We start from the raw sequence: 25,017 nt of genomic DNA on the forward strand, positions 1-25,017 counted from the left end.
CTCCCCGCGATTACTGGTTCATCGAGTCGAAGAAATCCTCGTTGCTCTTGGAGTCCTTCATCTTGTCGAGGAGGAACTCCATCGCGTCGATCGTGCCCATCTGCATCAGGATACGGCGCAGCACCCACATCTTCGACAGCTTGCCCTTGTCGACCAGCAGCTCTTCCTTGCGGGTGCCCGACTTGCCGACATCCATCGCCGGGAAGATCCGCTTGTCGGCGACCTTGCGGTCGAGGATGATTTCCGAATTGCCGGTGCCCTTGAACTCCTCGAAGATCACCTCGTCCATACGGCTGCCTGTGTCGATCAACGCGGTGGCGATGATCGACAGCGATCCGCCTTCCTCGATGTTGCGCGCAGCACCGAAGAAGCGCTTCGGCCGCTGCAGCGCGTTGGCGTCGACGCCGCCGGTCAACACCTTGCCCGACGACGGAACCACCGTGTTGTAGGCACGGCCGAGCCGGGTGATGGAATCGAGCAGGATGACGACATCCTTCTTGTGCTCGACCAGCCGCTTGGCCTTCTCGATCACCATCTCGGCGACCTGGACGTGGCGCTGGGCCGGCTCGTCGAAGGTGGAGGAGATCACCTCGCCCTTCACCGAGCGCTGCATGTCGGTGACTTCCTCGGGCCGCTCGTCGATCAGCAGTACGATCAGGAAGACTTCGGGATGATTGTCGGTGATCGCCTTCGCCATGTTCTGGAGAAGCACGGTCTTGCCGACCCGCGGCGGCGCCACGATCAGCGCGCGCTGGCCCTTGCCCTGTGGCGAGATGATGTCGATCACCCGCGCGGACTTGTCCTTGACGGTCGGATCGAGCGTATCGAGGTTGAGCTTCTGCTCGGGGTATAGCGGCGTCAGATTGTCGAAATTGACCCGATGGCGAACCACGTCGGGATCGTCGAAATTGATCGAGATCAGCCGGGTCAGCGCGAAATAGCGCTCGCCGTCCTTGGGGCCGCGGATCTCGCCTTCGACGGTATCGCCAGTGCGCAGGCCGAATTTGCGCACCTGGTTGGGCGAGACATAGATGTCGTCGGGCCCTGCCAGATAATTGGCCTCGGGGGATCGCAGGAATCCGAAGCCGTCAGACAGCACCTCGATCGTGCCCTCGCCCATGATTTGCTCGCCATTTTCCGCCTCGACCTTGAGGATCGCGAACATCAGGTCCTGCTTGCGCATCGTCGATGCACCCTCGACCCCGAGCTCTTCGGCCATGCTGACCAGATCGGCGGGGCTCTTCTTCTTGAGGTCCTTCAAATGCATCTACGGAGTTCCTGGGTGCTTGAACGGCTGGTTTGGAAAATCGGGAGCGGGCATGACGCGCGCTATCTGACAATGGAAAGGGAGAAAGGGACCCAGCACGAACGGCAGGCCTGTTCTACGGTGCGGATTAGGCGGCGGCGCCGATCAAGTCAAGCAGGCAACCGAGGATGAACGTCGCCCAAGTGGCGCCGAACAGTGTTTATTCCAGCTGGGGAAAGCCTAGCGCGTTTCGCGCCGGGCCGCGCGCTCCTTCAGCTTCTTGCCGATCCGCTCCATCATCGCACCACGCTCGGCGAGCTCGCGGCCGCAGCGGCCGACCTCGGTCTGGAGGGACTCCTTGGTCATGCTCGCCGAAATCGCCGCGATGCGCTTCTCGATCACCGCTTCGCTGAGCGTGGGATCGAGTCGACCGAGCCAGTAGAGGCTGTTGAGCACGCCGATCTGGGCAATGCCCTTGTCGCTGCTCGACGCCAGCGACGAGGTGGCGGTGAGACAACGCAGGATTGGCTCCTGCTCCTCGGCCTGGGCGGCCGATCCCGCGAGCAACGCCGCCGCAGCGAACCACTTCGGCGACAGGGAGAGGGCAGCCATCAGAACGGCCTCACGATCACGAGAATGACGATGACGGCCGTGGCGATGCCCGGAACCTCGTTCATCAGCCGTAGCGGACCATCCGAGGACGCACGATATCCCGCCGCCATGCGTCGGCCATAGCCGACCGCCCAGCCATGATAGCCGCTCAGCAGGAAAACCGCGACAAATTTGGCCTGAAACCAGCCCACGCCCCAAAGATTCTGATCAAAGGCAAGAGTCAGCCCGAACAGCCAGACCAGCAGCATCGCCGGATTGATGATGATCGAGCGCAGCCGCCGCTCGCGTTCGATCCAGGCGCGGTCTTCGGCCGATCCGGGCACCGCGGCATGATGATAGATGAAGAAGCGCGGCAGCATGAACAGCCCCGCCATCCAGAAGATCACGAAGATCAGGTGCGCAGCCTTCACCCAGGGATAGGCGTTGCCGAGGAAACCTGCTGCGAGCCCGCTCACCGATCAGCCCCGCACACGGGCGACCAGCTGTTCGACATGGGCGATCGGGGTGTCGAGCAGGATTCCATGGCCAAGGTTGAACACATGCGGACGCTCCCGGAAAGCCCCCAAGATCGTATCCACCGCCTCGTCGAGCGCAGCGCCGCCGGCAATCATCGACAGCGGATCGAGATTGCCTTGGACCGGAAGCCGCTCGGGAAGATTGGCGTTGGCCCAGACGGGATCGACGGTTTCATCGAGGCCGATCGCATCCACCCCGGTCTCGCGGGCATAGGCTGGAAGCTTGCCGCCCGCGCCCTTGGGGAAGCCGATCACCGGAACCCCCGGGTGGCGCGCATGGAGCCGCTTCACCAGCTCCACCGTCGGCGCGATCACCCAGCGTTCGAACTCGCGCGGGGCCAGGCTTCCCGACCAGCTGTCGAACAGCTGCACCGCATCGACGCCCGCTTCGATCTGCTTGCCGAGATAATCGGCTGTGGCACCGACCAGTGCATCGATGATGGCGCCGAACGCTGCCGGATCGCGATAGGCCATGCGCCGCGTCTCGGCCTGTTCCTTGCTGCCCTGTCCCGCCACCATATAGGTCGCCACCGTCCAGGGACTGCCCGCGAAGCCCAGGAAGGTCGTCTCGGTGGGCAGCGATGCGCGAACCTTGCGCACCGTGTCGTAGATCGGCAGCAGCCGCTCGGGTGCCGGCGCCAGCGTTGCCAGCGTGCGATCGACCAGCGTGGGGGAGAGGCGCGGCCCCTCGCCGGCCTCGAACCGCAGGTCCTGACCCAGGGCATGGGGGATGACGAGAATGTCCGAGAAGAGAATCGCACCGTCGAAGCCGAAACGGCGGATCGGCTGAAGCGTGATCTCCGACGCGGCATCGCTGTCATAGGCCAGCTCGAGGAAGCCGCCCTTCTCGGCCCGCAGCGCGCGATATTCCGGCAGGTAGCGACCCGCCTGGCGCATCAGCCAGATCGGCGGCCGCTCCTGCCTTTTGCCCTTGAGCACGGCTAGCAAGGGGCGCGGTTCGGCAAGCGGAGCAGCCATCTTCTTCCTTATATAGAATATTAAGAGAGAGTCTGAAGAGGTAGTAGGCGGGCGCGAGCCGGGGTTTATTCACAGTTGCTCCGATTGCCAACAGCTTGACTCATCTGAAAGCACAGGCGCGCACCGAGTCCCCGCGTCTATGCCCATTATCCACAGCCAGCCGGGCGATTCGATCCCCTGTGGACGATATGTCGGAGGAAATCCGGTCGATGGGGACGAAAGCGTTGCTTGAAAGCGCCCCCGTGCTTCCGCTAGCCCCATCCCCATGGTTTTCCACAGACTCGTCCCTGTAACGAACTCAAAGTGCGTCGTAGAGTCCGGATGCGTAATGACGTGCCGGTGCGGTAGCCGATGATCAGGCTGCACCTTCATCTCCTGTCGGACTCGACCGGCGAAACCCTTGAAAATATCGCCAAGGCGGGACTCGCCCAGTTCGACGGCGTCGAGACCATCAAGCATTTCTGGCCGATGGTGCGCAGCCAGGGCCATCTCGATCGGATAATGCTCGAAATCGCCCAGCGTCCCGGCCTGGTCATCTTCACCCTGGTCAACAACGATATCCGCAAGCGACTCGAGACCCGCTGCCACGCGCTCGGCCTGCCGATCGTGTCTGCGCTCGATCCGGTGATCGACGCGCTGTCGCAGCTGCTGGGCCAGGAAGCGCTCGCCCGGCCGGGCCGCCAGCATATCCTCGATGCCGCTTATTATGCGCGGGTCGAGGCCATCCAGTTCACCATCGCCCATGACGACGGCATCGGCGGGGAAGATTGGGAGGAAGCCGATGTCATCCTGACCGGCGTGTCGCGGTCGTCGAAAACGCCGACCTCGATCTATCTCGCCAACCGCGGCTACAAGGTCGCCAATGTCCCGCTGGTGGTGGAGTCGCCGCCCCCGCCGGCGCTCTACCGGCTGGTCCACCCGCTGATCGTCGGCCTGACCACCAGCCCCGACCGGCTGATCCAGATCCGCCGCAACCGGCTGCTCACGCTCAACCAGTCGCCGGAGACCGCCTATGTCGACCAGGAAGCCGTGGTCGCCGAGCTTACCTTTGCGCGCCGCATCTTCTCGGACCAGGGCTGGCCGGTGATCGATGTCACCCGCCGGTCGATCGAGGAGACCGCCGCGGCGATCATCAACCTGATCAACGAACGCTCGCCACAGGAGGACGCTTGATGCTGATCCTCGCGTCGCAATCCGCATCCCGCCGGGCGATGCTCGATGCCGCCGGTGTCCCGCATCAGGCTATGGCGGCCGGTGTCGACGAGGATTCGATGAAGGCATCGCTTCGCGCGGAAGGCGTCGGTGCACGCGATCTCGCCGATGCGCTCGCGGAACTGAAGGCGACCAAATTGTCGCGCCGCCATCCGGCCGACCTGGTGCTGGGCTGCGACACGACGGTGGTCCTCGACGACGGCACCATGATCGACAAGGCGGAGAGCCGCGAGGAGCAGAGGGCGTTGTTGCGCGCACTCAGCGGCCAGCGGCATCGGCTCTATAGCGCGGCGGTGATCTGCGAGGGCGGCGCGCCGGTGTGGCGCCATGTGGACAGGGCCGCGATGCATGTCCGGCCGCTGGGGGATGCTTTCATCGAATCCTATCTCGACAGCGAATGGCCCGAGATCGGCGGATGCGTCGGCGGCTACCGGATCGAGGGGCCCGGCGTGCAACTGTTCGCGCGGATCGAAGGCAGCCAGTTCACCATCCTAGGCTTGCCGCTGCTGCCACTGCTCGATTATCTGCGCATTCGAGGGGTATTATCGTCATGAGCCAGCAGCTGGACCTGCCGATCGCAGCGATCACCAAGCCCTATGCCGAAGTGATCGGCGATCCGATCAGCCACAGCAAATCGCCGATCATCCATAAGCACTGGCTCGAACGTGCTGGAATCGCTGCGGAATATCGCGCCTCTCATATTCGATCCGAACAGCTTGAGAGCTTTTTCGAACAGCGGCGGAGCGATCCGCTCTGGCGCGGCTGCAACATCACCCTTCCCCACAAGCAGGCGATCATCGCGCTGCTCGACCGGCTCGATCCCGCCGCCGAGCGGATCGGCGCGGTCAACACCGTGCGGCGCGAAGACGGCAAGCTCGTCGGCTATAATACCGACTATGCCGGATTCCTCGAGCCGCTGCAGCCATTGCTCCGGCAGAACCACCTGTTCCGCATGGCGCGGATCTTCGGGGCCGGCGGCGCTGCCAAGGCGATCTGCCTCGCGCTTCACGATCATGGCTTCACCATCGTCGTCGCTGCCCGCAACATCGATCAGGTGCGCAAGCTGCGCGAGAGCTTCGAGCCCGACGAGCGGCTGACGGCGCCGCTCGATCATTTCGCCACCCCGACGGACTTTCCGTGGGACGATCGCGAAGGGATGCTCGATCTCGTCGTCAACACCACGTCGCTCGGCATGAAGGGCCAGCCGCCGCTACTGCTGGATTTCAGCCATGTCCCGCCCGGGTCGGTGGTCTATGACATCGTCTATGCCCCGCTGGAGACGCCACTGCTCGCAGAGGCGCGCGCGCGGGGCCTGCGTACCATCGACGGGCTGCACATGCTGATCGGCCAGGCCGCGGCGGCGTTCGCGCTGTTCTTCGGCGTACCGGCGCCACGCGATGCCGACGACGCGCTGCGGGCGAAGCTGCTGGCATGATCATATTGGGTCTGACCGGCTCGATCGGCATGGGCAAGTCGACCGTGGCGGCGATGTTCGCCCAAGCGGGCGTGCCGGTCTATGATGCCGACGCCGAGGTGCACCGTCTGCAGGGCCGCGGCGGGCGCCTGGTCGCCGCGATCGAGGCTGCCTTCCCGGGCACCGCGGGCCCGCACGGGATAGACCGGGCGGTGCTCGGCAAGGCGGTGCTCGGCGACCGTGTTGCGCTGCACCGTCTCGAACGCATCGTCCACCCGGTGCTTGCCGAGTCGCGGCGGCTGTTCCTCCGGCGCCATCGCGCGCGGCGCCTGGTGGTCCTCGACATCCCCTTGCTGTTCGAGAAAAAAGGATGGCGGCAGGTCGACGCGATCGCCGTGGTGTCCGCCCCGCCCTGGAAGCAGGCGCGCCGGGTGCTCGCGCGGCCGGGGATGAACCCATTGAAATTACGGCATATCCGTTCGCTGCAGCTGCCCGACCACATCAAGCGGGCGCAGGCCGACTTCGTGATCGACAACGGCGGGACGACTGGACGTACCCGCGCCGCGGTTCGTCATCTGATCACTTGCTTGCAGGCGCATGGAGTCCGATATTGCCAGCCATGCGCGAAATCATATTCGACACCGAAACAACCGGTCTGAATCCAGCTACTGGGGACAGGCTGGTCGAGATAGGCTGTGTCGAACTGGTCAACCGGGTCGAGACCGGACGGACGTTCCACGCCTATTTCAATCCCGGCCGGCCGATGCCGTTCGAGGCGGAACAGGTCCACGGCCTGTCCGATCGCTTCCTCAGCGACAAGCCGTTGTTCGGCACCCGCGCGATCGAACTGCTCGAGTTCATTGGCGACAGCCCGCTGGTCGCGCATAATGCCAGCTTCGACTTCGCATTCCTCAACTGGGAACTGAAGGCTTGCGGCCATCCCGAGGTTCATGTCGGCCGGATGATCGACACGCTGGCGCTGGCCCGCAAGGCCCATCCGGGCGCCAAGCACAGCCTGGACGCGCTGTGCAGCCGCTACGGCATCGATCGCAGCCACCGCGTCAAGCACGGCGCGCTGCTCGACGCCCAGTTGCTCGCCCAGCTTTATGTCGAGCTGACCGGCGGTCGCCAGATCGGCCTGTCGATCGGCGATGTCATCGTCGAGGAGGCGATCCTGGTCGCGACGCCAGCGCTGGTCGCCATGCGCCGGTCGGTCAGGACGATGCGACCCCATCACCCAAGCGAGGAGGAACTGGAGAGACACAAGGCATTTGTTGCGAAGCTCGATGCGCCGCTCTGGCTTGAGGGTGCCGCGAGCTGACTATCTGATCCGTGTTTGTGCGGATGGCGCAGCGGTTGCGACCGCCTCACCATCGCCGACCAAGAGTGGAGATTCGTTATGGAAATTCGCGTTTCGGGACATCAGGTGAACACGGGCGACGCGCTCAGAACCCATGTCGAAGAGCGGCTCCACGCGATTGCCGACAAATATTTCTCCCGAAGTCTGTCCGCGCATGTCACCTTCGGCCGCGGGCAGCACGGCAATGGCTTCTCCTGCGATATCGTTGCGCATGTGATGCAGGGCGTGATTCTGAAGGGCAGCGGCAATGCGATGGACGCCCACCCCTGCTTCGACCAGGCCGCGGATCGCATCGAAACCCAGCTGCGCCGCTACATGCGCCGGCTGAAGTCGCGCAACGGCGCCGCGGTCACCCCGCCGCTCGAAACGATCGACGACAATGCGAACTATACCGTGTTCGAGGCGTCGCGCGAGGAGGAGGTCGAAGGCGACAGCCCCGTGATCATCGCCGAGACGCGGGTCGACGTGCCCGACGCCAGCGTATCGGACGCGGTGATGATGCTCGACCTCAGAAATACCACTGCGCTTCTGTTTCGGAATTCTGGTACCGGCGCATTCAATATGGTGTATCGGCGCACCGACGGCACGATCGGCTGGGTGGAGCCGAGCCGGGTGGCCGGATAAGGAATGCGAATCCCGTTGAAATGACTGACAGCAAATCGATGGACGACCTGAGCGACCTGCTATCGCCTCAGGCGGTGCAGGCCGCCATCATCGTTCCCAACAAAAAGGCTCTGTTCCAGCAGCTTGCGGCGATTGCATCGAAGCAGGTGAACGTCGAGGCGCGCGTCATCGTCGACCGGCTGGTGGAACGCGAGCGGCTGGGCTCGACGGGATTCGGCGGCGGCATTGCCATTCCGCATGGCAAGGTCGAAGGGTTGGATCGCGTCGTCGGCCTGTTTGCGCGACTCGCCAACCCGATCGACTTTGCCGCCATCGACGACCTTCCGGTCGATCTGGTATTTCTTCTGCTGTCGCCGGTCGATGCCGGCGTCGAGCATCTCAAGGCGCTTGCCCGGGTCAGCCGGCGGCTGCGCGACAAGGGCTTCGTCGCCAAGCTGCGCGGTGCCGGTTCGGAAGACGCTCTCTATGCGCTGTTCGCGACCGGCGAGACCCGTCACGCCGCCTGAAGCACGGTGAGCGGCAACCCTCCAGCCGAGCCGGCGCCGCCATCGGGTGCGGAAGCGCATTATCGCGCGCTGGAATCGCTCTATGCGGCCGCGCCGATCAACAGCATGTTCCGGTCGCGGCTCGAGATTCCCGCCGAAGGACATTCGCGGATTCACTTCACCGTCGAGGCGGGCCACTTCCATGCTGCCGGGGCGGCGCATGGCACCACCTATTTCAAGATGCTCGACGATGCCGCCTTCTATGCGGCCAACAGCCTGGTCAACGACTTCTTCCTGTTGACGACGGCGTTCAACCTGCTGCTGACCCGGCCGATGGGCGCGGGCCCGGTTATCGCCGAAGGCCGCTGGATCAACGGCCGCCGCCGGGTGCTCGTCGCCGAAGCCGCGCTGATCGATGCCGATGGCGAGGAGATCGCGCGCGGCACCGGCACCTTCATGCGCTCGCGCATCCCGCTCGCCACCCTACCCGGCTACGCGCGCAAATGATCGAGCCGCGGCCCGCATCGGGGCTGCTCGTTTCGGCGCTGATCCGGCGGATCGAAGCCGAAGGCGGATCGGCGATGGTGATCGCGAAGGGCGACGCGACCGCCGGCGCCCTGCTTCTTCTTCTGAACGATCGCGGCATGCTCATCCGGATCGCCGAACGGACCTGGCGATTCGAGGGTGGCTTCGGCCTCGAGACGGTCGGCCCGGCCGATCCGGCCGCAGCTGGCGAGTATATCGTGCGGCGGCGGAAATCCGATCCCGACCTGTGGGTCGTCGAACTCGATCATCCGCAGGCCGAGCGGATCGCCAGCGAGCTGCTTCTCTCGACCTGACGCTCTGGCCGGCGCCGGGCGGGATATGGAAATCGTTCCTGTCCTGTTCTAGGCTGCGCCGATGACCTCTCTCCCCGAGTCGCTCGAACCCCTGATCGCCGCGGATGTCGCGCGCGGGGTCGCGCGGCTGTTCCTGCGTGCCGAAATGACGCCGTTGCCGGAAGTGCCGCTCGGCAATGGCCGGCGCGCCGACATCATGGCGATCGACGCCCGCGGCTGCATCATCATCGTCGAGATTAAGGTGTCGCGCGCCGACCTGCTCGGTGACGGAAAATGGCCCGACTATCTGGATTATTGCGACCGTTTCTTCTGGGCGGTGCCGGGTGGATTCGACCTGTCACCGTTCGAGACCGAGCCATTTCGGCCGGGCTGCTGCGGCCTGATCGTCGCCGACCGCTACGACGCCGCGGTGATCCGCGAACCGCAGCACCGCCCGCTCTCCGGCGCGCGCCGCAAGGCCGAAACGCTGCGCTTCGCCCGCCGCGCGGCGCGGCGGCTGTGGGGCGATCTCGATCCATTTCCGGAGAGCTGCGTCTGAGGACGGCGGGATCCCTCCTACCGCCGTCATGCTGAATTTATTTCAGCATCCACTTTGCGGCTCGGGGGCGCTCCCATGGGAAGAGGTGGATCCTGAAACAAGTTCAGGATGACGGCAGGGGTATCGCGACGCGTTAAAGTCCTGGGCCCGACATCTTCGGCTTCGGTTTCACATCGACCTTGGATTCGTCGATCACCTTGAGCACCGCCGCGCCGCGCGGATCGTCGCTGGCATAGTCGCGCGCCGACTTGCCGGCGATGCGATCGGCCAGCTTGGGATTGGCGCCGTTGGCCAGGAGCAGGCGGACCAGCGCCACATTGCGCTGCTGCACGGCGATGATCAGCGGAGTCTCGCCGCTGTTGTTGGCCATGTTGACCTGCGCGCCACGGATGAGCAGCAGCTCGACACCCTCGTTGAAGCCGAGCAGCGTCGCGACGTGGAGCGGCGCGTTGCCCTGGCTGTCGCGGACGTTGGGATTGGCGCCCTTGCTCAGCAGGAAGTTCGACCAGGTCAGGTCGCGGCGCTTGATCGTGATCGCCAGCGCGGTCTCGCCGGTCTGGTAATCGCGCGTGTTGATGATCGTCGCGCCATTGCCGCTGAGCGCCTTCGTGGCTTTGTCGCCATCGGCGTCGCGCACCGCCTTGAGGAAAATATAGCTGTCGGAAAATTGCGCTGCGGCAGGCGTCGAGGCGATCGCCAGCGCTGCGGCGGCCAGCATCATGCGGATGTGACGGCGGACCATATTGTCTGTCATGTCCCTGTTCTGAAACGCCCTTGCGCAAGGGCCAATAGCAAAGCATGGCTGGCCGCACCATGAACAATCCACGCCTCGCTGCCTGGGCCGCGCTGCTGATCGCCGCCTCGACGCTGTTGCTGACCGGCTGCGGCAGCGCGCCCGAGACCCCACCGCTGGCCGGCGCGAAGATCGGCGGGCCGTTCGCGCTCACCGACCAGGACGGGCGGAAGGTCCGCGACAGCGATTTCGCCGGCAAATACCGGCTGATCTATTTCGGTTATACTTTCTGCCCCGATGTCTGCCCGGTCGACGTCCAGAACCTGATGAAGGGCTACAAGGAACTCGAAAAGACAAATCCGTCTCTCGCGAGCAGGATCCAGCCGATCTTCATCACGGTCGATCCCGTGCGTGATACGCCCGACAAGCTCAAGCAGTTCGTTCGCGCTTTCCATCCCAAGCTGATCGGGCTGACCGGAACAGAGTCCGAGATCGCCGGGGTAGCCAAAGAATATGCGGTTTTTTACGAGAAGATGCCGGCGGAAAAAGATGGCTCCTACCTCGTAAATCACGTCCGCGCGGCCTATCTAATGGGCCCGGCAGGCGAGCCGATCGCCCTGATCACGCAGGACAAGGGTGCCGACACAGTGGTTTCCGATATCGAACGCTGGGCGAGATAATGGCTGAGGCAAGGCCGTTCTGGGAGACCAAGCGGCTCGACCAGATGAGCCGCGCCGAATGGGAATCGCTGTGCGACGGCTGCGGCAAATGTTGCCTCCACAAGCTCGAGGACGAAGAGACCGGCGAGCTGATGGCGACCAATGTCGCCTGCCGGCTACTCGATCGCCGCAGCGGCCTGTGCAAGGACTATAAGCACCGCCGGACCTTCGTGCCCGAATGCGTGCGGCTGACGCCCAAGGTCCTGTCCGAAATCGACTGGCTGCCGGCCAGCTGTGCCTATCGGCTGATCGACGAGGGCAAGCCGCTTGCCGACTGGCACCCGCTGGTCAGCGGCGATCCCGAGTCGGTGCACCGTGCTGGAATGTCGGTTCGCGGCTGGACCGTCTCGGAGGATGAAGCCGGCGATCTCGAACATCATCTGGTCGACCGTGCCCTGTAGCCGGGCAGCCCGCCCCTCATGATCTTCTCGCGGAAAACGGCCGAGGCCAATCTGATATTCGAAGCCGGCGGGCGCAGCCGGCCGCTGGTCGTGCGGCGCATGGCACAGGCACATGGGATGCGGCTGAGCGTTGATCCGCGTGATGGCGGCGTCCGCCTCATCATGCCCAGCCGGGCTTCGCTGCGCGCCGCGCTCAAATGGGTAGAGAGCAAACGCGACTGGATCGAGGCGGCGCTGGTGGCCTTGCCCGAGGCGCGGCCGATCGAGGACGGCATGACGATCGAGGTCGCCGGCGAGCCGCTGCGCATCGAGCTGGCCGATCGCGGGCGTATCGTGCGCCGGGTGGGAAACAGCCTGATCGTGCCCCGCCCGGCCGATCTGCTCGGCGCACGCGTCACGCGCTGGCTGCGGACCCAGGCGCTAGAACGACTGGAGGTGGAGACCCTGCGGTTCGCAGCGCTGGCCGGGGTCGATATCGGCCGGGTGTCGATCGGCGATCCACGCGCACGCTGGGGAAGCTGCTCGGCCAATGGCGACATCCGCTACAGCTGGCGCCTGATCCTCGCCCCACCCGACGTGCTCGAGGCAACCGTCGCGCATGAAGTGGCGCACCGGCTGCACATGGACCATAGCCCGGCGTTCCATGCGGCGGTGCGCCGCCTGCTCGGGCGCGATCCCAGTGCCGAACGCGCCTGGCTGCGCGCCCATGGCCGCGAACTCTACTGGCTGGGGCGTGACGCCTGACTGCGTCAGGACCTCACGTCTTATTGTCGAAGTCGATCGACGCCGAGTTGATGCAGTAGCGCAGCCCTTCCGGCCCCGGGCCATCGGGGAAGACATGGCCGAGATGGCCTTCGCAGCGCGCGCAGCGGACTTCGATACGAACCATGCCGTGGCTGGCGTCGCGATGCTCGGTCACCATCTGCTCGTCGGCCGGCGCGGTGAAGCTGGGCCAGCCGCAACCCGAATCATATTTGCTGTCGCTCGCGAACAGCTCGGCCCCGCAGCCCGCGCAGCGATAGGTGCCGTCGTCGTGGTTGTTCCAATATTTGCCGGTGAAGGCCCGCTCGGTCCCGGCCTGCCGCAGCACATGATATTGTTCCGGCGTGAGCCGTTCACGCCATTCGGCGTCGGTGAGATCGAGCTTTTCCATGCGGTGAATGTGGGTCTGCCGGGCATGCAGGTCAAGCGTCGGACTGTGACCGGGATCACTGCGGGCATGGGTTAACCATCCTATCCCCGTTGCAACGTTGCATGGCGTTCGAGTGGTTGCGTTGGCTTATGGGGGCGCAGGGGAATCGCCCCCCACCTTCAGGTGGCTTGAGAGTTGAGCCCGGCTGTCCCGTTGGATCGCCGGGCCGAGCCATGCCGCCTTGGAGGATCCCGACTGGGCCGGTCCTGTCAGCCGATCGTGATCGCCATGGTGAAGCTGCGGCTCGCGCCTGGCGCGATCGTCACCATTCCCGGCTTGTCCTCGATCGTCCCGGCATATCCGGCGGGATCGCTGTGGCCCTGCCACGGCTCGATGCACAGATATCCCGCGCCCGGCTTCATCCACAGGCCGAGATGCGGCATGCCCTGGAAGTCGACGATGACCGGCGAGCTGCCCGGCCCGCGATAGACCAGCGAGCGGCTCTCGATCCGGTCGAGGATCAGCGCGTCTTCGGCGAAAAGACTGTCGTCGAGCGCGAGCAGCCGGCCGTCGACCGGGGTAGGCCGCGGCCGCGGATCGAGGAGGCCGTCGGTGTCGAGCCGCCGGATCGGGGCCGGTTCGCTCCTGTCGAATTGCAGGACATGGCCGGTTTTCGATGACGCGCCGGGCAGCGGCCAGCGCAGCGCCGGATGGAAGCCGAAGGAGACCGGCATCGGATCGCCGCCGCGATTGGCGACGCGCGCCGTCATCGTCAGGGTCGCGCTGTTGATCGCGAAGATCATGTCGAGGCAGAAGTCGAACGGCCATGCCGCGCGGGTGGCGTCGTCGGCCTCGAGGCGGAGGACGAGGCCGTCGCCGCCCTGTTCGGCCACGGCGAAGCCGCGGCGGCGGGCAAAGCCGTGGCGCGGCAGGCTGTAGTCGCGGCCCCGCCAGCGGAAGCGATCACCGTTCAACATGCCCACGATCGGGAACAGGATCGGCGCGCGCCCGGCCCAATAAGCGGGATCGCCGTCCCATAGATACTCTTGGCCGGCAGCATCGGTCAGCCGCCGCAGCTCGGCGCCGTCCTGCGATATCTCGGCGGCGAGGCGGTCCGATGCGATACGGATCGCCATCGTCCGGTCAGCCCTCCGCGCTGTCGCCGGCGTCCTGGGGCACGTCCTTGAGATAGGGCTCGACAGGGCCGCTCAGCTTGATCGTCAGCGGGTTGCCCTTGCGATCGCGGGTGTTGCCGACCGAGACGCGGATCCAGCCCTCGCTCACGCAATATTCCTCGACATTGGTCTTCTCGGCACCCTTGAACTTGATGCCGATGCCGCGTTCGAGCAGCTCGCCATTGAAATGCGGGCTGGCGGGATTGATCGAGAGACGGTCGGGCAGGATGTCGGTCATGATGTCGTCCGGATGTGCGAAGGGAAAAGCTGCTGCGGGCGCTTTAGCCAAGCCGGGGCCGATCCGCCACCTCTCTCGTCACAAGCGACCGCGCGGCGCTAGGACGTCATCCACGGCGGCTTCAGGAAGGCGGCTGCGAGGAAGTCGATCAGGACCTTCACCCGGGCGGGGCGCATCGCGGTGGGCGGCGTCACGACATGCAGCGCGCTGATCGGGCCCGCCGACCAGTCCGACAGCACCTCCTCGAGCCGTCCGTCGGCAAGGCATTTCCAGGCAAGAAAATCCGGCAGGGAAGCGATGCCGGTGCCGGCGAGCAGCGCGTCCAGCAGCACGTCGCCATTGTTGGTGCGGATCGGGCCCTTCACCTCGATCGCGAATTCGCCCTGCTCGGGATGGCGGAAATGCAGGCGGCCCGGCGTGCGGGTATGCGTGTAGGCGAAGGTCGGATAGCGGACCAGGTCGCGCGGATGCTCGGGGCGGCCGAGCCGGTCGAACAGCGCCGGGGCGCCGACCAGCGGCAGCCGCACCGGGAACAGCCGTCGCGCCTTCAGCGCCGAGTCCTCGAGCTGGCCGATCCGCAGGGCGACGTCGAATCCCTCTTCGATCAGGTCGGTGCGCGCATCGGAGAGATGGAGTTCGACCGTCACCTGGGGATAGGCCTGGTGGAATAGCGGCAGGATCGGCCCGAGATGCGCGATCCCGAACGACATCGGCGCCGCTAGCCGCACCAGCCCGCGCGGCGCGGCGCCGCGCTCGGAAATCGCCTCCTCGATCGCCTCGCCGTCGGCAAGCATCCGCGCGGCGCGCTCCTGGGCGAGATGGCCACTGTCGGTGAGCGACAATTTGCGCGAGCTGCGGTGAAACAGGAGGGTCGCCAGCCGCAGCTCCAGGCGGGACACCGCCTTGGAGACGGTCGCCTTGGACAGCCCCAGATCGTCGGCCGCGCCCGAAAAGCTGCCCAGTTCCGCAACCTTGGCGAAGATCGCCCATGCCTCGAAATCGGGGAGATGCGCCATATGGTCTTGCCTGGTTTTGGAAACGATGAGTTTCGATCATCTCCATTTATTTGCAGGGCTGCAAGCCTAGATTGTCCCCAACGCGCCGCTGCGGCGGCCAGCATAGGAGTAGACGACATGATCGAAGTTCGGCCCTTTTCCTCGCTCGGTGGCGGCAACCATGGCTGGCTCGACGGCAAGCATCATTTTTCCTTCGCCGACTATCGCGATCCCAAGCGGGTCAATTGGGGCGCGCTGCGAGTCTGGAACGACGACACCATCGCCCCGCACACCGGCTTCGCTCCCCATCCGCACAATGACATGGAGATCATCACCTATGTCCGTTCGGGTGCGATCACCCATCGCGACAGCCTGGGCAATGAAGGTCGCACCGAGGCGGGCGACGTCCAGGTGATGTCGGCGGGCACCGGGATCGTCCATTCGGAAAAGAACGAGGAGGATGTCGAGACCACCCTGTTCCAGATCTGGATCATCCCGGACAAGCGGGGCGAAAAGCCCAGCTGGGGGGCGCGGCCCTTCCCCAAGGGTGATCGTACCGGGCGCTTCGTGACGCTGGCGAGCGGCATTCAGGGCGACGGGGACGCGCTGCCGATCCGGGCCGATGCCCGGGTCCTGGGCGCCACGATCGCCGCCGGCGAGACCGTGGAGCAGGCGATCGGCAGGGACCGCAAGGCCTATCTGGTGCCGGCCCGCGGCAGCATCGAAGTCAATGGCGTCGCGGTTTCCCCCCGCGATGGCGTGGCCATCGCCGATCTCGACACGATCAGCATCAAGGCGATCGACGACGCCGAGATCGTACTGGTCGACGTCGCCTGACTCCTTCGACCGCCCCGGACCAAGGCTCGGGGCGGTCGCTTCCGTCAACATGTTCGGAGTGAAGCAGATGCCGAAGATCCTCGTTCTCTATTATTCGACCTATGGCCATATCGAGACGATGGCGCACGCCGTCGCCGAAGGCGCGCGCAGCGCGGGCGCCCAGGTGGACGTCAAGCGCGTGCCGGAGACGGTGCCGCTCGACATCGCCCAGAAGAATCACTTCAAGCTCGATCAGCCTGCGCCGGTCGCGACCGTGGCCGAGCTGGCCGGTTATGATGCGATCATCGTCGGCACCGGCACCCGCTTTGGGCGCATATCGGGACAAATGGCATCCTTCCTGGACGGAGCGGGCGGCCTGTGGGCGAGCGGTGCGCTCAACGGCAAGGTCGGCGCCGCCTTCACCTCGACCGGCTCGCAGCATGGCGGGCAGGAGACCACGCTGTTTTCGATCATCACCAACCTGCTCCATTTCGGCATGGTGATCGTCGGCCTGCCCTACAGCTTTGCCGGCCAGACCGGCGTGGACGAGGTCAAGGGCGGTGCTCCCTATGGCGCAACGACCATCGCCGGCAGCGACGGCTCGCGCCACCCGAGCGCGACCGAACTCGATGGCGCAAGATTTCAGGGAAAACATGTGGCGGAGATCACAGCCAAGCTCTTCGCCTGAGCAGATAACAATGTGTAACAATCGGAGGAAGACATGACTATCGCGGTGCCGTTCCAGGCCGAAACCGACGCTTCGACGCCACCCTTGTCGGCGCTCGAGTGGAAGGTCGTCAGCCTGGCGATGCGCGAGGCGGGCGAGGCGCGCCGGCGCGGATGGTTCGGAAGGCTGGTCGAAGGCAGCAACGGCGTTCGTCCCAAGCTGCCGCTCGCCGATCCGCGGCTCGAAACCCTGCGCCGCTTCGTCTGCCGGGTGCGCGACCGGGCCGACGCCTCCGACCTCAAGCACCGGCTGGTCGAGTTCGGCTTCCATCCCAACCAGGTCACAGCGGTGGCGATGATCGCCCGCTGACCCTTTTAGCTGCTGCGGACTCCCCCCGATCGTCCGCAGCCTAGGCCGCCCGTTTCTCCTTCGGGAGAGACGGGCGGTTTGCTATGCAGCGCGGATGCGGGCTGGGCAGCAATGCAGCGGGTCGACCAGGGAGTGGGTGGATGAGATATGTCGGGAGTCTGGCCGGGCTGGCGCTGGCAGCGGCTTCGCCAGCCGCGGCCGAGGTCAAGGCAGCCGAGAGCGGCGGCTTCGTGGTGGCGTTCGCCGCAACCGTATCGGCCTCGCCATCCGCGGTCTGGGCAGCCTTGATCGCGCCCGGCCGCTGGTGGGACATGACCCACAGCTATTCCCAGGAGGGTGCCAACCTGACGCTCGATCCCACCGCGGGCGGCTGCTTCTGCGAGACCGTGCCGCAGGCGAAGGGGGCGGTGGAGCATATGCGCGTCGTGCAGATCATGCCGGATCGGCTGCTGCGCCTGCAGGGTGCGCTCGGGCCCTTTCAATCGATGGGCGTGTCGGGCGCGATGACCTGGGAGCTGAAGCCCTCGGGCAGCGGCACCGCGATCAGCCTGAGCTATGCGCTCGGCGGCTATATGCCGGGTGGCGGGCAGGGCTATGCGCCGATCGTCGACCAGGTGATCGGTGGACAATTCGCGCGGCTGACGGCTTTCGTCGAGAAGAAGTAGAGGTCGTTTCGTTCCAGTCTAAACCGTTCGTCCCGAGCGAAGTCGAGGGACGTACCGTGCGCCAGCGTGTCTCGACTACGCTCGACACGAACGGAATGCCCAAAGCAAACTCAAGAGGCTGTAGGATCATCCTGTTGCCGGCGCGCGGCGAGGCTCAGGCGGCCACCCAGGTCGCTACATCGCCCGCGACGGCATTGGCGGCGCGGTTGAGCGCGGCGCTGACGCTGGCGGCATCCTCCGCCGCGACCGGCGCGGTCGCCTCGAAGCGGCGTGTCTTCAAGATGTCCGAGCCGCTCGTCGCCAGCGTCGCGTCGAAGATCACCAGCACCTTGCCCTGGCCACCGAGCAACTGGAAGGCGGATAGCGTGCCGGCCAGCCGCGTGTCTGGCGTGATTGCCCCGTTGCGCTGGTCTGGGACGAAGCGGCCGGTCTTCGCCTCGATCGTCTCGGCGAGGACGGCGCGGAACAGCGCGGCGGGGGTATCGGCCCAGGCGGCTTTCGGCAGATAGGCGAAGGCCGCGCCGGTCTGCACCGCGATTCGCTGGTTGCGCAGCGCCGCGGGCAGGACCGGGACCGAGACTCCGATCGCCTGGGCGTCGCGGGTCGACTTGGCCTGGTCGGCGGGCACGCGCGCGTCCGAGGTCAGGCTGAGCAGCGCCTTGGGCGGCTTGGCGCCGAGGCTGATGCAGCCCGACAGCGTGGCGAGCAGCATGACGGCGACGAGCGGGCGGATCATCTTCACTCTCATTGTCCCTTATAGTCGGGCAGCTTGCCGCCGCCGAGCACCGCGCCGGCGCCGCCGCGATCGAGCTTGGCGGAGATCGCGTTGAGCGATTCGGACATCTCCGCGAGGTTGCGGACCAGCTGGTTGATCTGGGGTACCGTCTGGGTCGAGAAGGCCTTCACCCCCGGCCGCGCGTCGGTGATCGCCTGGTCCAGCGACTCCATGGTGTGCTGGGCGGCGGTCGTGGCGCGGTTGAGACTGGCCATCGCCGGCTTGACGTCGCTGGACATCACGCCGTTCGTCGTTTCGGCCAGCGCGCCGATCTTGGCGGCGGTGTCGCCCGCCTGCTGCAGCGTGACCTTGAGCTGCGCGACCGAGGCGGCGATCTCGGGTCCACGGTCGGCGAGGTCGCCGCTCAGCCGGTCGACATGGGCAAGAATGCCGCTGATCGATTTCTGGTTCTTGTCGTTGAGCAGCTCGGTGAGCCGTTCGGTCAGCGCCGATATCCGGTTCAGCAGCTCGGGCGCCGAGTTGAGCAGCTCGCCGAGCGCACCGGGCTTGGTCGGGATCACCGGCACGCCATAGGGTCCGGGTTCGACGATGGGCGGGGCGCCCTTGATCGCGCCGTCGAGATTGATCTGGCTGACGCCGGTGAAGCCGACGCCGGCGATGGTCGCGGTGGTGCCCTGCAGGATCGGCGTCTCCTGGTCGACCGAGATCCGCACCCGAACGAATTCCGGGCTGTCCGGGAGCAGCTTGATCTCCTGGATCTTGCCGACCGGAACGCCGGAGAAGTTCACCGGTGAGCCCTTGGCGAGGCCATCGACGGAGGTCTTGAAGAAGATGTCGTAGCGCTGCTCGGTGGCGGTGTTGAACCCCGCCAGCCAGACGATGAAGGCGAGCAGCCCGACAAGCAGCGCCAGCACGACGCCGCCCACCAGCACATGGTTGGACCGGGTTTCCATCAGCCTCTCATGCCCTGCTGTCCTTCGCCGCTTCGCGCCTGGCCGCGTCCGATGCGACCCGCCCCCGCGGGCCGTTGAAATATTCCTGAATCCACGGATGGTCCAACGCCAATAATTCCGGGATCGTTCCAACTGCGATCACCCGCTGGTCGGCGAGCACCGCGACGCGATCGCATATCGCATAGAGCGTATCGAGGTCGTGGGTGATCAGGAAGACGGTGAGGCCGAGCGTGCGCTGGAGCGCGTGGATCAGCGCGTCGAATGCCGCGGCGCCGATCGGATCGAGCCCCGCGGTCGGTTCGTCGAGGAACAGGAGCTGCGGATCGAGCGACAGCGCGCGGGCCAGGCCAGCGCGCTTGCGCATCCCGCCCGACAGCTCGGAGGGATATTTCGGCCCGGCCTCGGGCGGCAGGCCGGTCATCGCCACCTTGTAGGCGGCGATCTCGTCGAGCAGCTGTGCGTCGATCTGCGGATAATATTCGCGGATCGGCACCTGGACGTTTTCGGCCACGGTCAGGGTCGAGAACAGCGCCCCGCCCTGGAACAGCACGCCCCAGCGCCTGCGGACCTGCTTCGCTTCATATTCCTCGCGGCCGATCATCGGTTCGCCGAACACCTCGACGTCGCCTTCGAGCGGGGTCTGCAGCCCGATGATCGAGCGCATCAGCACCGATTTGCCCGTGCCGGAGCCGCCGACCACGCCCAATATCTCGCCGCGCCGCACGTCGAGGTCGAGCCCATCGTGGACCACCTGATCGCCGAAGCTGTTCCTGAGCCCGGAGACGTGGATGACGGTATCCCCTTCGGCGGTGTTGAGCCGTGCCATCAGATCCACCCGATCGAGCTGAAGAACACCGCGAACACCGAATCGAGCACGATCACCAGGAAGATCGCCTGCACCACCGAGGCGGTGGTGCGCAGCCCGACCTCCTCGGCATTTCCCTCGACCTGCATGCCCTGGTAGCAGCCCGACATCGCGATGATCAGGCCGAACACCGGTGCCTTGATCAGGCCGACCCACAGATCGGTGAGCGGCACCACCTCCTGCAGCCGCTGGACGAAGGTGATCGGCGGGATGTCGAGATCGATCCAGCAGAATATGCCGCCGCCGACGATGGCGACCACCGCCGCATAGAAGCCCAGCAGCGGCATCAGGAACACGGTGGAGATCACCCGCGGCAGGATCAACGCCTCCATCGGCGAGACGCCGATGGTGCGCATCGCGTCGATTTCCTCGGCCAGCTTCATCGAGCCGAGCTGGGCGGCGAAGGCGCTGCCGGAGCGGCCGGCGACCATGATCGCCGTCATCAGCACGCCGAGCTCGCGGATCGTGATCCGGCCGATCAGGTTGATCGCGAACACCTCGGCGCCGAACTGGCGGAGCTGGACCGCGCCCTGCTGGGCGATGACGATGCCGATCAGGAAGCTCATCAGCCCGATGATGCCGAGCGCCGTGACGCCCACCACCTCGAACTGCCGGGCCATCGCGTTGAAGCGGAACCGGCGCGGGTGGGTGACGAGGCCCCACAGCCCGATCACCGTGGCGCCGAAGAAGCCCAGCAGCCCGACCAGCGAATGGCCGGCGACCGCGGTGGCGTCGCCCATCTCGCGCAGCACGCGGACGAAAGGCGGGCTCGGATCGGGGCGGATCTTCAGCGGCTTGTCGGCAGCGGCAATCTGCTCGAGCAGGTGGCAGACGTCCTCGTCGGCGCCGATCACCCGGGCGTCATGCTCGCGGGCGATGCGGTGGACCAGCCAGGCGCCGACCGTGTCGATGCGGTCGACGCCATCGAGATCGATCTGCGCCGGTGCCTGCGCGATCGCCGCCAGCCGCTGCGGCAGGTCGCCGATGCGGGCAAGGGTCAGCTCTCCAGAGAACCGCAGGGTTCCGTCGTCGAACTCGAAGTCGGCCGGCGCGCTCATGACACTCAGCAGTGCTCGAAAAGCAGGAGATCGGCAAGCATCCGAAATGAAATCCCGGCGGGACGCGAATGTTCCCATATTCTTTGCTGCGGCAAATCGCCTAAAGCCGGTCGCATGACCGAACTCGCCATCTACGACATGGACCGGACGATCACCCGGACCGGTACCTTCACGCCTTTCATGATCCATGCCGCGCTGCGGCTGGCGCCATGGCGGCTGATCTTCGTGCCGGCGGCGGCGCTGGTGATGCTCGCCTATGTGCTCCGGCTGATCGAGCGCAAGCGCGTCAAGGAGCTGAACCAGGCGATGCTGCTCGGCCGCACTGTGCGCCTGTCTGCGCTGGCGCCGCTTGCCGAGAGCTTCGCCGAAAAGACGGTGCGGCACAATGTCCGCCGGCAGGCGCTCGACAGCCTTGCCGAGAACCGGGCCGCGGGCCGGCGGCTGGTGCTCGCCACCGCTTCGTCGCGGCTATGGGTCGAGCCGATCGCCGCGAAGCTGGGCATGGACGATATCGTCGCCACGACCAGCATCAGGGGCCTCGACGACTATGTCAGCCACAAGGTCGACGGCGAGAATTGCTACGGCCCGGCCAAGCTGCGGATGATCGAAGCGTGGATGGGGCTGGAAGGCCTTGAGCGCAGCCAGTGCCGGATCCGCTTCTATTCGGATCATGTATCGGACGTGCCGGTGCTCGAATGGGCGGACGAGGCGATCGCCGCGAACCCGCATCAGGGCCTGCGCGAAGAGGCAAAGCGGCGCGGCTGGACGATCGTCGACTGGGACTGAAGAACGATCCCGGATAAGCGAGCCCCGGAGAGGCTCAGCCTTCCTGGCCGTTCACCTCGGTGGCCGTGGAGGCGGTCGACTTGCCATTCTTGTAGATGAAGCCGTTGACCGGATAGGCCTTGTTGCCGACCGCGCCGATTGGCGCGAACCAGACCTTGACCTGGCTCCAGTCGTTGCGCGGCGAGGCGTCGACGACAGTGACGTCGCGCTCGACCTGACCGCGGCGGCCGTTGATGATCGACCAGTTGGCGTGGGTGATCTTGATGACCCGCTCACTGACCACCTGGGTGACGGTCGCGACATGGCCCGAGCGCATCGAGCCGATCGCCTTGAACACCATCACCGAACCGATCGCCGGGCTGTTGCCGCGCAGATATTTGCCCGCGGCCTGATCCCACCATGCGGCGGCCGCGCCGAACAGCTGGATGCCGGAGAACATGCGGGCGAAGGGTGCGCACTGGAGCATCTGGGCGTTGGCGGCACTGGGCGCGACAGCCATGCACGCAAGCAGCATGGAACCGACAATCGCGCGCATCGTTTTCGTCATCTGGTAGTCCCCACCCGATCCCGTGGTGTCTGATAGACATCCAAATCGGCGCGAGGGAAGGCTAAATGGTTAACAAGTTGCTGCAACGCGGCGAGCGGGTTTCATCCTGCGTTGAGTTGCAACTTATCCACAGACGAAACGAACGGCGGCTGCCGCTGCGTCAGACGAGAGCGACGCTGTCGAAGCGAATCGGCGTACCGATCGCTGCGTTGGCGAGATTGCCGTCCCACATCACCCGATGTCCGCGTATGATCGTGCCGATTGGCCGTCCGGTAAGCGCCATGCCGGTGAAGGGCGACCATCCGCAGCGCGATGCCAGCCAGTCCTCGTCGATCGTCCAGCGCGCCTTCAGGTCGACGATCGAGAAGTCGGCATCATAGCCGAGCGCGATGCGGCCCTTGGTGCGCAGCCCGAACACGCGCTGCGGGCCGGCCGAAGTCAGCTCGATCAGCTGCTGGAGCGTCAGGCGGCCCTCGGCGACATGGTTGAGCATCAGCGGCAGCAGCGTCTGGACGCCGGGCATGCCGCTTGGCGACGCCGGATAGGTCTTCGCCTTCTCGTCCCTGGTATGCGGTGCATGGTCCGAGCCGAGCACGTCTGGCACGCCCTGGCGCAGATAGTCCCACAGCCCCTCGCGGTGCGCGGCGGACCGGATCGGCGGGTTCATCTGGGCGTAGGTGCCGAGCCGCGGATAAGCCTCCTCGCCGGCCAGCGTCAGGTGCTGCGGAGTCACCTCGCAGGTCGCGATGTCCTTGTGCTGCGCGATCAGCGCGAGTTCGGCCGGGGTGGTGATGTGGAGGATGTGGATCCTGCGCCCGGCCTCGCGCGCGATGCGCAGGATACGGCGGGTGGCGAGCAGCGCGCTTTCATCGTCGCGCCAGACCGGGTGGCTCGATGGATCGCCCTCGATCCGCTCGCCCTGCCGCGCGATCATCCGCGCCTCGTCCTCGGCGTGGATGGCGACGCGGCGCTTGCCCGAGCGCAGCACCCGCGCCAGATTTTCGTCCTCGGCGACGAGCAGGTCGCCGGTCGATGCGCCCATGAAGATCTTCACTCCGGCCGTACCGGGGATCATCTCCAACTCGGCCAGCTGCTCGGCATTGGCCGCGGTCGCGCCGACATAGAAGGCATGGTCGCACCACATCCGATCCTTCGCGCGCGCCAGTTTGTCGGCGATCGCCTCGGCCGAATCGGTGTTGGGCTTGGTGTTCGGCATCTCGAAGACCGCGGTCACCCCTCCGAGCACCGCGGCGCGGCTGCCCGATTCGAGATCCTCCTTGGCCTCGAGCCCCGGCTCGCGGAAATGCACCTGGCTGTCGATCACGCCCGGCAGCACGTCGAGCCCGGTGCAGTCGATCGTCTCGCCTGCGTCACCGGCGACGCCGATTCCGGCGATCCTGCCGTCCTTGACGCCCACGCTGGTCTGCACCGGGCCGCCTACCGTCCACACGGTGCCGTTCTTGAGGATGAGATCGTAGGTCATGCCAGCCACCATGGGTTAACTTCCGGGTGCGTTGCTCCTACCTTCGTGCCATGTCCGATACCACCCTCATCGATCGCGCGCTGATCCGCCTCTCCGGCCCGGAGGTGCGTGACTTCCTGCAGGGGCTTGTCACCAATGATGTGAGCGCGGCGCTGCCGGTGTGGGCCGGCCTGTTGACGCCGCAGGGCAAGGCGCTGTTCGATTTCATCGTCTGGGACGCCAGGGACGAGGATGGCGACGCTCTGCTGATCGATTGCGAGGCGTCGCAGGCCGACGCGCTGGTCCGCCGCCTGTCGCTCTATCGGCTGCGCAAGCCGATCGTCATCGCACGCGAACCCGCGCTGGCGGTGCATTGGGCGCTCGACGGCGGGCAGGGCGTGCCCGACCCCCGCCTCGCGGCGCTCGGCCGCCGCTGGATCGCGGCGCCCGATGGCGCGGCGACCGGCTGGCACGAGCACCGGCTGTCGCTCGGCGTGCCCGAAGGGGTGGCGGAACTCGGCTCGGACAAGACGCTGTGGCTCGAATGCAATGCCGACCTGCTGCACGGGGTGAGCTTCACCAAGGGCTGCTATGTCGGCCAGGAAAACACCGCGCGGATGAACTGGCGCAACAAGGTCAATCGGCGGCTGGTGGTGCTGCCGGACGGTAGCGTCGAGCGGCGCTCGGTCGACAAGCTCGGCGATGCGCTGGTGCCGGCGTGGATGTGCGACGGGGTGGCGGCGGCGAGCGAATAGGCAGGCGCCGATCGCCGATGCGAAAGGGGTTCACCGCCCCGGGCTATTTCGCCTAGACTCGATTGTCCGTGATTTCCGAGCCGGCAGATGATTCCATCTGCCTCGAAATCACTCTAAGCGGA

34 protein-coding genes are annotated in these 25,017 nt (G+C 65.9%); 19 read left to right on the plus strand and 15 right to left on the minus strand.

The genetic code is table 11. From position 1 onward, the window contains the following. Window positions 1-10 precede the first annotated feature (10 nt). From rho to hemE, 4 genes are all read right to left on the minus strand, one after another. Complete coding sequence (gene rho, locus AC1DPF_RS01530; protein ID WP_477867833.1) at window positions 11-1,267, minus strand: transcription termination factor Rho; 1,257 nt, start codon at window positions 1,265-1,267, stop codon at window positions 11-13. Between the two features lie 219 nt (window positions 1,268-1,486). Then, window positions 1,487-1,858, minus strand: coding sequence for a hypothetical protein (locus tag AC1DPF_RS01535; RefSeq protein ID WP_477867831.1), 372 nt, complete (start codon window positions 1,856-1,858; stop codon window positions 1,487-1,489). Then, window positions 1,858-2,313, minus strand: coding sequence for a CopD family protein (locus AC1DPF_RS01540; protein ID WP_477867829.1), 456 nt, complete (start codon window positions 2,311-2,313; stop codon window positions 1,858-1,860). The genes AC1DPF_RS01535 and AC1DPF_RS01540 overlap by 1 nt, the downstream gene beginning before the upstream one ends. A 3-nt stretch (window positions 2,314-2,316) precedes the next feature. Next, a complete protein-coding gene (gene hemE, locus AC1DPF_RS01545) occupies window positions 2,317-3,351 on the minus strand; it encodes a uroporphyrinogen decarboxylase (RefSeq protein ID WP_477867827.1) in 1,035 nt (344 codons plus the stop codon). 351 nt (window positions 3,352-3,702) lie between these two features. Here hemE and AC1DPF_RS01550 point away from each other — a divergent pair, with 351 nt between their 5' ends. From AC1DPF_RS01550 to AC1DPF_RS01595, 10 genes are all read left to right on the plus strand, one after another. After that, a complete protein-coding gene (locus AC1DPF_RS01550; RefSeq protein ID WP_477867825.1) occupies window positions 3,703-4,524 on the plus strand; it encodes a pyruvate, water dikinase regulatory protein in 822 nt (273 codons plus the stop codon). Beyond that, window positions 4,524-5,117: a Maf family protein gene (locus AC1DPF_RS01555; RefSeq protein WP_477959489.1), complete on the plus strand. Its 594-nt coding sequence runs from the start codon at window positions 4,524-4,526 to the stop codon at window positions 5,115-5,117. The genes AC1DPF_RS01550 and AC1DPF_RS01555 overlap by 1 nt, the downstream gene beginning before the upstream one ends. Next, complete coding sequence (gene aroE, locus AC1DPF_RS01560; RefSeq protein WP_477959338.1) at window positions 5,114-5,998, plus strand: shikimate dehydrogenase; 885 nt, start codon at window positions 5,114-5,116, stop codon at window positions 5,996-5,998. Before AC1DPF_RS01555 ends, aroE begins: the two co-directional genes overlap by 4 nt. Next, a complete protein-coding gene (gene coaE, locus AC1DPF_RS01565; RefSeq protein ID WP_477867821.1) occupies window positions 5,995-6,636 on the plus strand; it encodes a dephospho-CoA kinase in 642 nt (213 codons plus the stop codon). The genes aroE and coaE overlap by 4 nt, the downstream gene beginning before the upstream one ends. After that, a complete protein-coding gene (gene dnaQ / locus AC1DPF_RS01570; RefSeq protein WP_477867819.1) occupies window positions 6,597-7,298 on the plus strand; it encodes a DNA polymerase III subunit epsilon in 702 nt (233 codons plus the stop codon). Before coaE ends, dnaQ begins: the two co-directional genes overlap by 40 nt. A 78-nt stretch (window positions 7,299-7,376) precedes the next feature. Continuing rightward, window positions 7,377-7,961 carry a ribosome hibernation-promoting factor, HPF/YfiA family gene (gene hpf, locus AC1DPF_RS01575; RefSeq protein WP_477867817.1) on the plus strand — a complete coding sequence of 195 codons (585 nt, stop codon included), beginning with the start codon at window positions 7,377-7,379 and terminating at the stop codon, window positions 7,959-7,961. Window positions 7,962-7,981: 20 nt separating this feature from the next. Further along, complete coding sequence (locus tag AC1DPF_RS01580) at window positions 7,982-8,467, plus strand: PTS sugar transporter subunit IIA (protein ID WP_477867815.1); 486 nt, start codon at window positions 7,982-7,984, stop codon at window positions 8,465-8,467. Window positions 8,468-8,473: 6 nt separating this feature from the next. Continuing rightward, complete coding sequence (locus AC1DPF_RS01585) at window positions 8,474-8,953, plus strand: PaaI family thioesterase (RefSeq protein WP_477959340.1); 480 nt, start codon at window positions 8,474-8,476, stop codon at window positions 8,951-8,953. Then, window positions 8,950-9,285: a DUF1491 family protein gene (locus tag AC1DPF_RS01590; protein ID WP_477867811.1), complete on the plus strand. Its 336-nt coding sequence runs from the start codon at window positions 8,950-8,952 to the stop codon at window positions 9,283-9,285. The genes AC1DPF_RS01585 and AC1DPF_RS01590 overlap by 4 nt, the downstream gene beginning before the upstream one ends. A gap of 61 nt (window positions 9,286-9,346) precedes the next feature. Next, a complete protein-coding gene (locus AC1DPF_RS01595; protein WP_477959342.1) occupies window positions 9,347-9,823 on the plus strand; it encodes an MmcB family DNA repair protein in 477 nt (158 codons plus the stop codon). Between the two features lie 133 nt (window positions 9,824-9,956). Here the strand turns inward: AC1DPF_RS01595 and AC1DPF_RS01600 are convergent, their stop codons facing one another. After that, entirely contained in the window at window positions 9,957-10,577 is a 621-nt protein-coding gene (locus tag AC1DPF_RS01600) for an ankyrin repeat domain-containing protein (RefSeq protein WP_477867808.1), read from the minus strand. Between the two features lie 44 nt (window positions 10,578-10,621). On the opposite strand from AC1DPF_RS01600, the gene AC1DPF_RS01605 reads away from it, so the two are divergent. The 3 genes from AC1DPF_RS01605 to AC1DPF_RS01615 are packed head-to-tail and all read left to right on the plus strand — an operon-like array spanning window position 10,622 to window position 12,420. Further along, window positions 10,622-11,236, plus strand: a complete 615-nt coding sequence (locus AC1DPF_RS01605; RefSeq protein ID WP_477867806.1) for an SCO family protein — start codon at window positions 10,622-10,624, stop codon at window positions 11,234-11,236. Continuing rightward, window positions 11,236-11,676 carry a YcgN family cysteine cluster protein gene (locus tag AC1DPF_RS01610; protein ID WP_477867804.1) on the plus strand — a complete coding sequence of 147 codons (441 nt, stop codon included), beginning with the start codon at window positions 11,236-11,238 and terminating at the stop codon, window positions 11,674-11,676. The genes AC1DPF_RS01605 and AC1DPF_RS01610 overlap by 1 nt, the downstream gene beginning before the upstream one ends. An 18-nt stretch (window positions 11,677-11,694) precedes the next feature. Next, a complete protein-coding gene (locus tag AC1DPF_RS01615; protein ID WP_477959344.1) occupies window positions 11,695-12,420 on the plus strand; it encodes a M48 family metallopeptidase in 726 nt (241 codons plus the stop codon). 13 nt (window positions 12,421-12,433) lie between these two features. Here the strand turns inward: AC1DPF_RS01615 and msrB are convergent, their stop codons facing one another. From msrB to AC1DPF_RS01635, 4 genes are all read right to left on the minus strand, one after another. Continuing rightward, the gene (gene msrB / locus AC1DPF_RS01620) at window positions 12,434-12,829 is read right to left on the minus strand and encodes a peptide-methionine (R)-S-oxide reductase MsrB (RefSeq protein ID WP_477959347.1); all 396 of its coding nucleotides are present in this window, start codon (window positions 12,827-12,829) and stop codon (window positions 12,434-12,436) included. Between the two features lie 248 nt (window positions 12,830-13,077). After that, a complete protein-coding gene (locus tag AC1DPF_RS01625; RefSeq protein ID WP_477959350.1) occupies window positions 13,078-13,944 on the minus strand; it encodes an aldose 1-epimerase family protein in 867 nt (288 codons plus the stop codon). Window positions 13,945-13,951: 7 nt separating this feature from the next. Further along, complete coding sequence (locus tag AC1DPF_RS01630) at window positions 13,952-14,221, minus strand: DUF3297 family protein (RefSeq protein ID WP_477959352.1); 270 nt, start codon at window positions 14,219-14,221, stop codon at window positions 13,952-13,954. A gap of 98 nt (window positions 14,222-14,319) precedes the next feature. After that, a complete protein-coding gene (locus AC1DPF_RS01635; protein WP_477959353.1) occupies window positions 14,320-15,237 on the minus strand; it encodes a LysR family transcriptional regulator in 918 nt (305 codons plus the stop codon). Between the two features lie 117 nt (window positions 15,238-15,354). Between AC1DPF_RS01635 and AC1DPF_RS01640 the strand changes: the two genes are divergently transcribed. From AC1DPF_RS01640 to AC1DPF_RS01655, 4 genes are all read left to right on the plus strand, one after another. Further along, window positions 15,355-16,053 carry a pirin family protein gene (locus AC1DPF_RS01640; protein ID WP_477867788.1) on the plus strand — a complete coding sequence of 233 codons (699 nt, stop codon included), beginning with the start codon at window positions 15,355-15,357 and terminating at the stop codon, window positions 16,051-16,053. A 67-nt stretch (window positions 16,054-16,120) separates the two neighbouring features. Beyond that, entirely contained in the window at window positions 16,121-16,720 is a 600-nt protein-coding gene (wrbA, locus tag AC1DPF_RS01645; RefSeq protein ID WP_477959356.1) for an NAD(P)H:quinone oxidoreductase, read from the plus strand. Between the two features lie 33 nt (window positions 16,721-16,753). Continuing rightward, complete coding sequence (locus AC1DPF_RS01650) at window positions 16,754-17,068, plus strand: hypothetical protein (RefSeq protein WP_477867784.1); 315 nt, start codon at window positions 16,754-16,756, stop codon at window positions 17,066-17,068. Between the two features lie 140 nt (window positions 17,069-17,208). After that, on the plus strand, window positions 17,209-17,733 hold the full coding sequence (locus AC1DPF_RS01655) for an SRPBCC family protein (protein WP_477867782.1): 525 nt from the start codon (window positions 17,209-17,211) through the stop codon (window positions 17,731-17,733). Window positions 17,734-17,887: 154 nt separating this feature from the next. Here the strand turns inward: AC1DPF_RS01655 and AC1DPF_RS01660 are convergent, their stop codons facing one another. From AC1DPF_RS01660 to AC1DPF_RS01675, 4 genes are read right to left on the minus strand one after another with little or no spacing between them, the layout of a single operon-like run. Beyond that, entirely contained in the window at window positions 17,888-18,469 is a 582-nt protein-coding gene (locus AC1DPF_RS01660) for an ABC-type transport auxiliary lipoprotein family protein (protein ID WP_477867780.1), read from the minus strand. A gap of 8 nt (window positions 18,470-18,477) precedes the next feature. Further along, window positions 18,478-19,422 carry an MlaD family protein gene (locus tag AC1DPF_RS01665; protein WP_477867778.1) on the minus strand — a complete coding sequence of 315 codons (945 nt, stop codon included), beginning with the start codon at window positions 19,420-19,422 and terminating at the stop codon, window positions 18,478-18,480. A 7-nt stretch (window positions 19,423-19,429) separates the two neighbouring features. Further along, complete coding sequence (locus tag AC1DPF_RS01670) at window positions 19,430-20,248, minus strand: ABC transporter ATP-binding protein (RefSeq protein WP_477867776.1); 819 nt, start codon at window positions 20,246-20,248, stop codon at window positions 19,430-19,432. Then, window positions 20,248-21,345, minus strand: a complete 1,098-nt coding sequence (locus AC1DPF_RS01675) for an MlaE family lipid ABC transporter permease subunit (RefSeq protein ID WP_477867774.1) — start codon at window positions 21,343-21,345, stop codon at window positions 20,248-20,250. Before AC1DPF_RS01675 ends, AC1DPF_RS01670 begins: the two co-directional genes overlap by 1 nt. A 114-nt stretch (window positions 21,346-21,459) precedes the next feature. Here AC1DPF_RS01675 and AC1DPF_RS01680 point away from each other — a divergent pair, with 114 nt between their 5' ends. Next, window positions 21,460-22,131: an HAD family hydrolase gene (locus AC1DPF_RS01680; RefSeq protein WP_477867772.1), complete on the plus strand. Its 672-nt coding sequence runs from the start codon at window positions 21,460-21,462 to the stop codon at window positions 22,129-22,131. 34 nt (window positions 22,132-22,165) lie between these two features. On the opposite strand, the gene AC1DPF_RS01685 is transcribed toward AC1DPF_RS01680, so the two are convergent. Next, the gene (locus AC1DPF_RS01685) at window positions 22,166-22,678 is read right to left on the minus strand and encodes a CHAP domain-containing protein (RefSeq protein ID WP_477867770.1); all 513 of its coding nucleotides are present in this window, start codon (window positions 22,676-22,678) and stop codon (window positions 22,166-22,168) included. 160 nt (window positions 22,679-22,838) lie between these two features. After that, window positions 22,839-24,161, minus strand: a complete 1,323-nt coding sequence (locus tag AC1DPF_RS01690; RefSeq protein WP_477959359.1) for a dihydroorotase — start codon at window positions 24,159-24,161, stop codon at window positions 22,839-22,841. Window positions 24,162-24,211: 50 nt separating this feature from the next. Here AC1DPF_RS01690 and ygfZ point away from each other — a divergent pair, with 50 nt between their 5' ends. Then, on the plus strand, window positions 24,212-24,895 hold the full coding sequence (gene ygfZ / locus AC1DPF_RS01695; protein WP_477867766.1) for a CAF17-like 4Fe-4S cluster assembly/insertion protein YgfZ: 684 nt from the start codon (window positions 24,212-24,214) through the stop codon (window positions 24,893-24,895). The last annotated feature ends 122 nt before the right edge of the window (window positions 24,896-25,017 follow it).

The organism is Rhizorhabdus sp. P4_G6, from assembly GCF_056401045.1.

Bases quoted from the DNA above. Each gene is read 5' to 3' on its own strand.
- rho (WP_477867833.1), bottom strand. From the start codon at position 1,267: ATGCATTTGAAGGACCTCAAGAAGAAGAGCCCCGCCGATCTGGTCAGC.
- AC1DPF_RS01690 (WP_477959359.1), bottom strand. From the start codon at position 24,161: ATGACCTACGATCTCATCCTCAAGAACGGCACCGTGTGGACGGTAGGC.
- AC1DPF_RS01625 (WP_477959350.1), bottom strand. From the start codon at position 13,944: ATGGCGATCCGTATCGCATCGGACCGCCTCGCCGCCGAGATATCGCAG.
- AC1DPF_RS01630 (WP_477959352.1), bottom strand. From the start codon at position 14,221: ATGACCGACATCCTGCCCGACCGTCTCTCGATCAATCCCGCCAGCCCG.
- AC1DPF_RS01535 (WP_477867831.1), bottom strand. From the start codon at position 1,858: ATGGCTGCCCTCTCCCTGTCGCCGAAGTGGTTCGCTGCGGCGGCGTTG.
- AC1DPF_RS01660 (WP_477867780.1), bottom strand. From the start codon at position 18,469: ATGATCCGCCCGCTCGTCGCCGTCATGCTGCTCGCCACGCTGTCGGGC.
- AC1DPF_RS01605 (WP_477867806.1), top strand. From the start codon at position 10,622: ATGGCTGGCCGCACCATGAACAATCCACGCCTCGCTGCCTGGGCCGCG.
- AC1DPF_RS01640 (WP_477867788.1), top strand. From the start codon at position 15,355: ATGATCGAAGTTCGGCCCTTTTCCTCGCTCGGTGGCGGCAACCATGGC.
- AC1DPF_RS01555 (WP_477959489.1), top strand. From the start codon at position 4,524: ATGCTGATCCTCGCGTCGCAATCCGCATCCCGCCGGGCGATGCTCGAT.
- AC1DPF_RS01675 (WP_477867774.1), bottom strand. From the start codon at position 21,345: ATGAGCGCGCCGGCCGACTTCGAGTTCGACGACGGAACCCTGCGGTTC.
- dnaQ (WP_477867819.1), top strand. From the start codon at position 6,597: ATGCGCGAAATCATATTCGACACCGAAACAACCGGTCTGAATCCAGCT.
- AC1DPF_RS01670 (WP_477867776.1), bottom strand. From the start codon at position 20,248: ATGGCACGGCTCAACACCGCCGAAGGGGATACCGTCATCCACGTCTCC.
- AC1DPF_RS01665 (WP_477867778.1), bottom strand. From the start codon at position 19,422: ATGGAAACCCGGTCCAACCATGTGCTGGTGGGCGGCGTCGTGCTGGCG.
- coaE (WP_477867821.1), top strand. From the start codon at position 5,995: ATGATCATATTGGGTCTGACCGGCTCGATCGGCATGGGCAAGTCGACC.
- wrbA (WP_477959356.1), top strand. From the start codon at position 16,121: ATGCCGAAGATCCTCGTTCTCTATTATTCGACCTATGGCCATATCGAG.
- AC1DPF_RS01610 (WP_477867804.1), top strand. From the start codon at position 11,236: ATGGCTGAGGCAAGGCCGTTCTGGGAGACCAAGCGGCTCGACCAGATG.
- AC1DPF_RS01615 (WP_477959344.1), top strand. From the start codon at position 11,695: ATGATCTTCTCGCGGAAAACGGCCGAGGCCAATCTGATATTCGAAGCC.
- hemE (WP_477867827.1), bottom strand. From the start codon at position 3,351: ATGGCTGCTCCGCTTGCCGAACCGCGCCCCTTGCTAGCCGTGCTCAAG.
- msrB (WP_477959347.1), bottom strand. From the start codon at position 12,829: ATGGAAAAGCTCGATCTCACCGACGCCGAATGGCGTGAACGGCTCACG.
- AC1DPF_RS01595 (WP_477959342.1), top strand. From the start codon at position 9,347: ATGACCTCTCTCCCCGAGTCGCTCGAACCCCTGATCGCCGCGGATGTC.
- aroE (WP_477959338.1), top strand. From the start codon at position 5,114: ATGAGCCAGCAGCTGGACCTGCCGATCGCAGCGATCACCAAGCCCTAT.
- AC1DPF_RS01685 (WP_477867770.1), bottom strand. From the start codon at position 22,678: ATGACGAAAACGATGCGCGCGATTGTCGGTTCCATGCTGCTTGCGTGC.
- AC1DPF_RS01650 (WP_477867784.1), top strand. From the start codon at position 16,754: ATGACTATCGCGGTGCCGTTCCAGGCCGAAACCGACGCTTCGACGCCA.
- AC1DPF_RS01655 (WP_477867782.1), top strand. From the start codon at position 17,209: ATGAGATATGTCGGGAGTCTGGCCGGGCTGGCGCTGGCAGCGGCTTCG.
- AC1DPF_RS01590 (WP_477867811.1), top strand. From the start codon at position 8,950: ATGATCGAGCCGCGGCCCGCATCGGGGCTGCTCGTTTCGGCGCTGATC.
- AC1DPF_RS01550 (WP_477867825.1), top strand. From the start codon at position 3,703: ATGATCAGGCTGCACCTTCATCTCCTGTCGGACTCGACCGGCGAAACC.
- AC1DPF_RS01600 (WP_477867808.1), bottom strand. From the start codon at position 10,577: ATGACAGACAATATGGTCCGCCGTCACATCCGCATGATGCTGGCCGCC.
- AC1DPF_RS01580 (WP_477867815.1), top strand. From the start codon at position 7,982: ATGACTGACAGCAAATCGATGGACGACCTGAGCGACCTGCTATCGCCT.
- AC1DPF_RS01635 (WP_477959353.1), bottom strand. From the start codon at position 15,237: ATGGCGCATCTCCCCGATTTCGAGGCATGGGCGATCTTCGCCAAGGTT.
- ygfZ (WP_477867766.1), top strand. From the start codon at position 24,212: ATGTCCGATACCACCCTCATCGATCGCGCGCTGATCCGCCTCTCCGGC.
- hpf (WP_477867817.1), top strand. From the start codon at position 7,377: ATGGAAATTCGCGTTTCGGGACATCAGGTGAACACGGGCGACGCGCTC.
- AC1DPF_RS01680 (WP_477867772.1), top strand. From the start codon at position 21,460: ATGACCGAACTCGCCATCTACGACATGGACCGGACGATCACCCGGACC.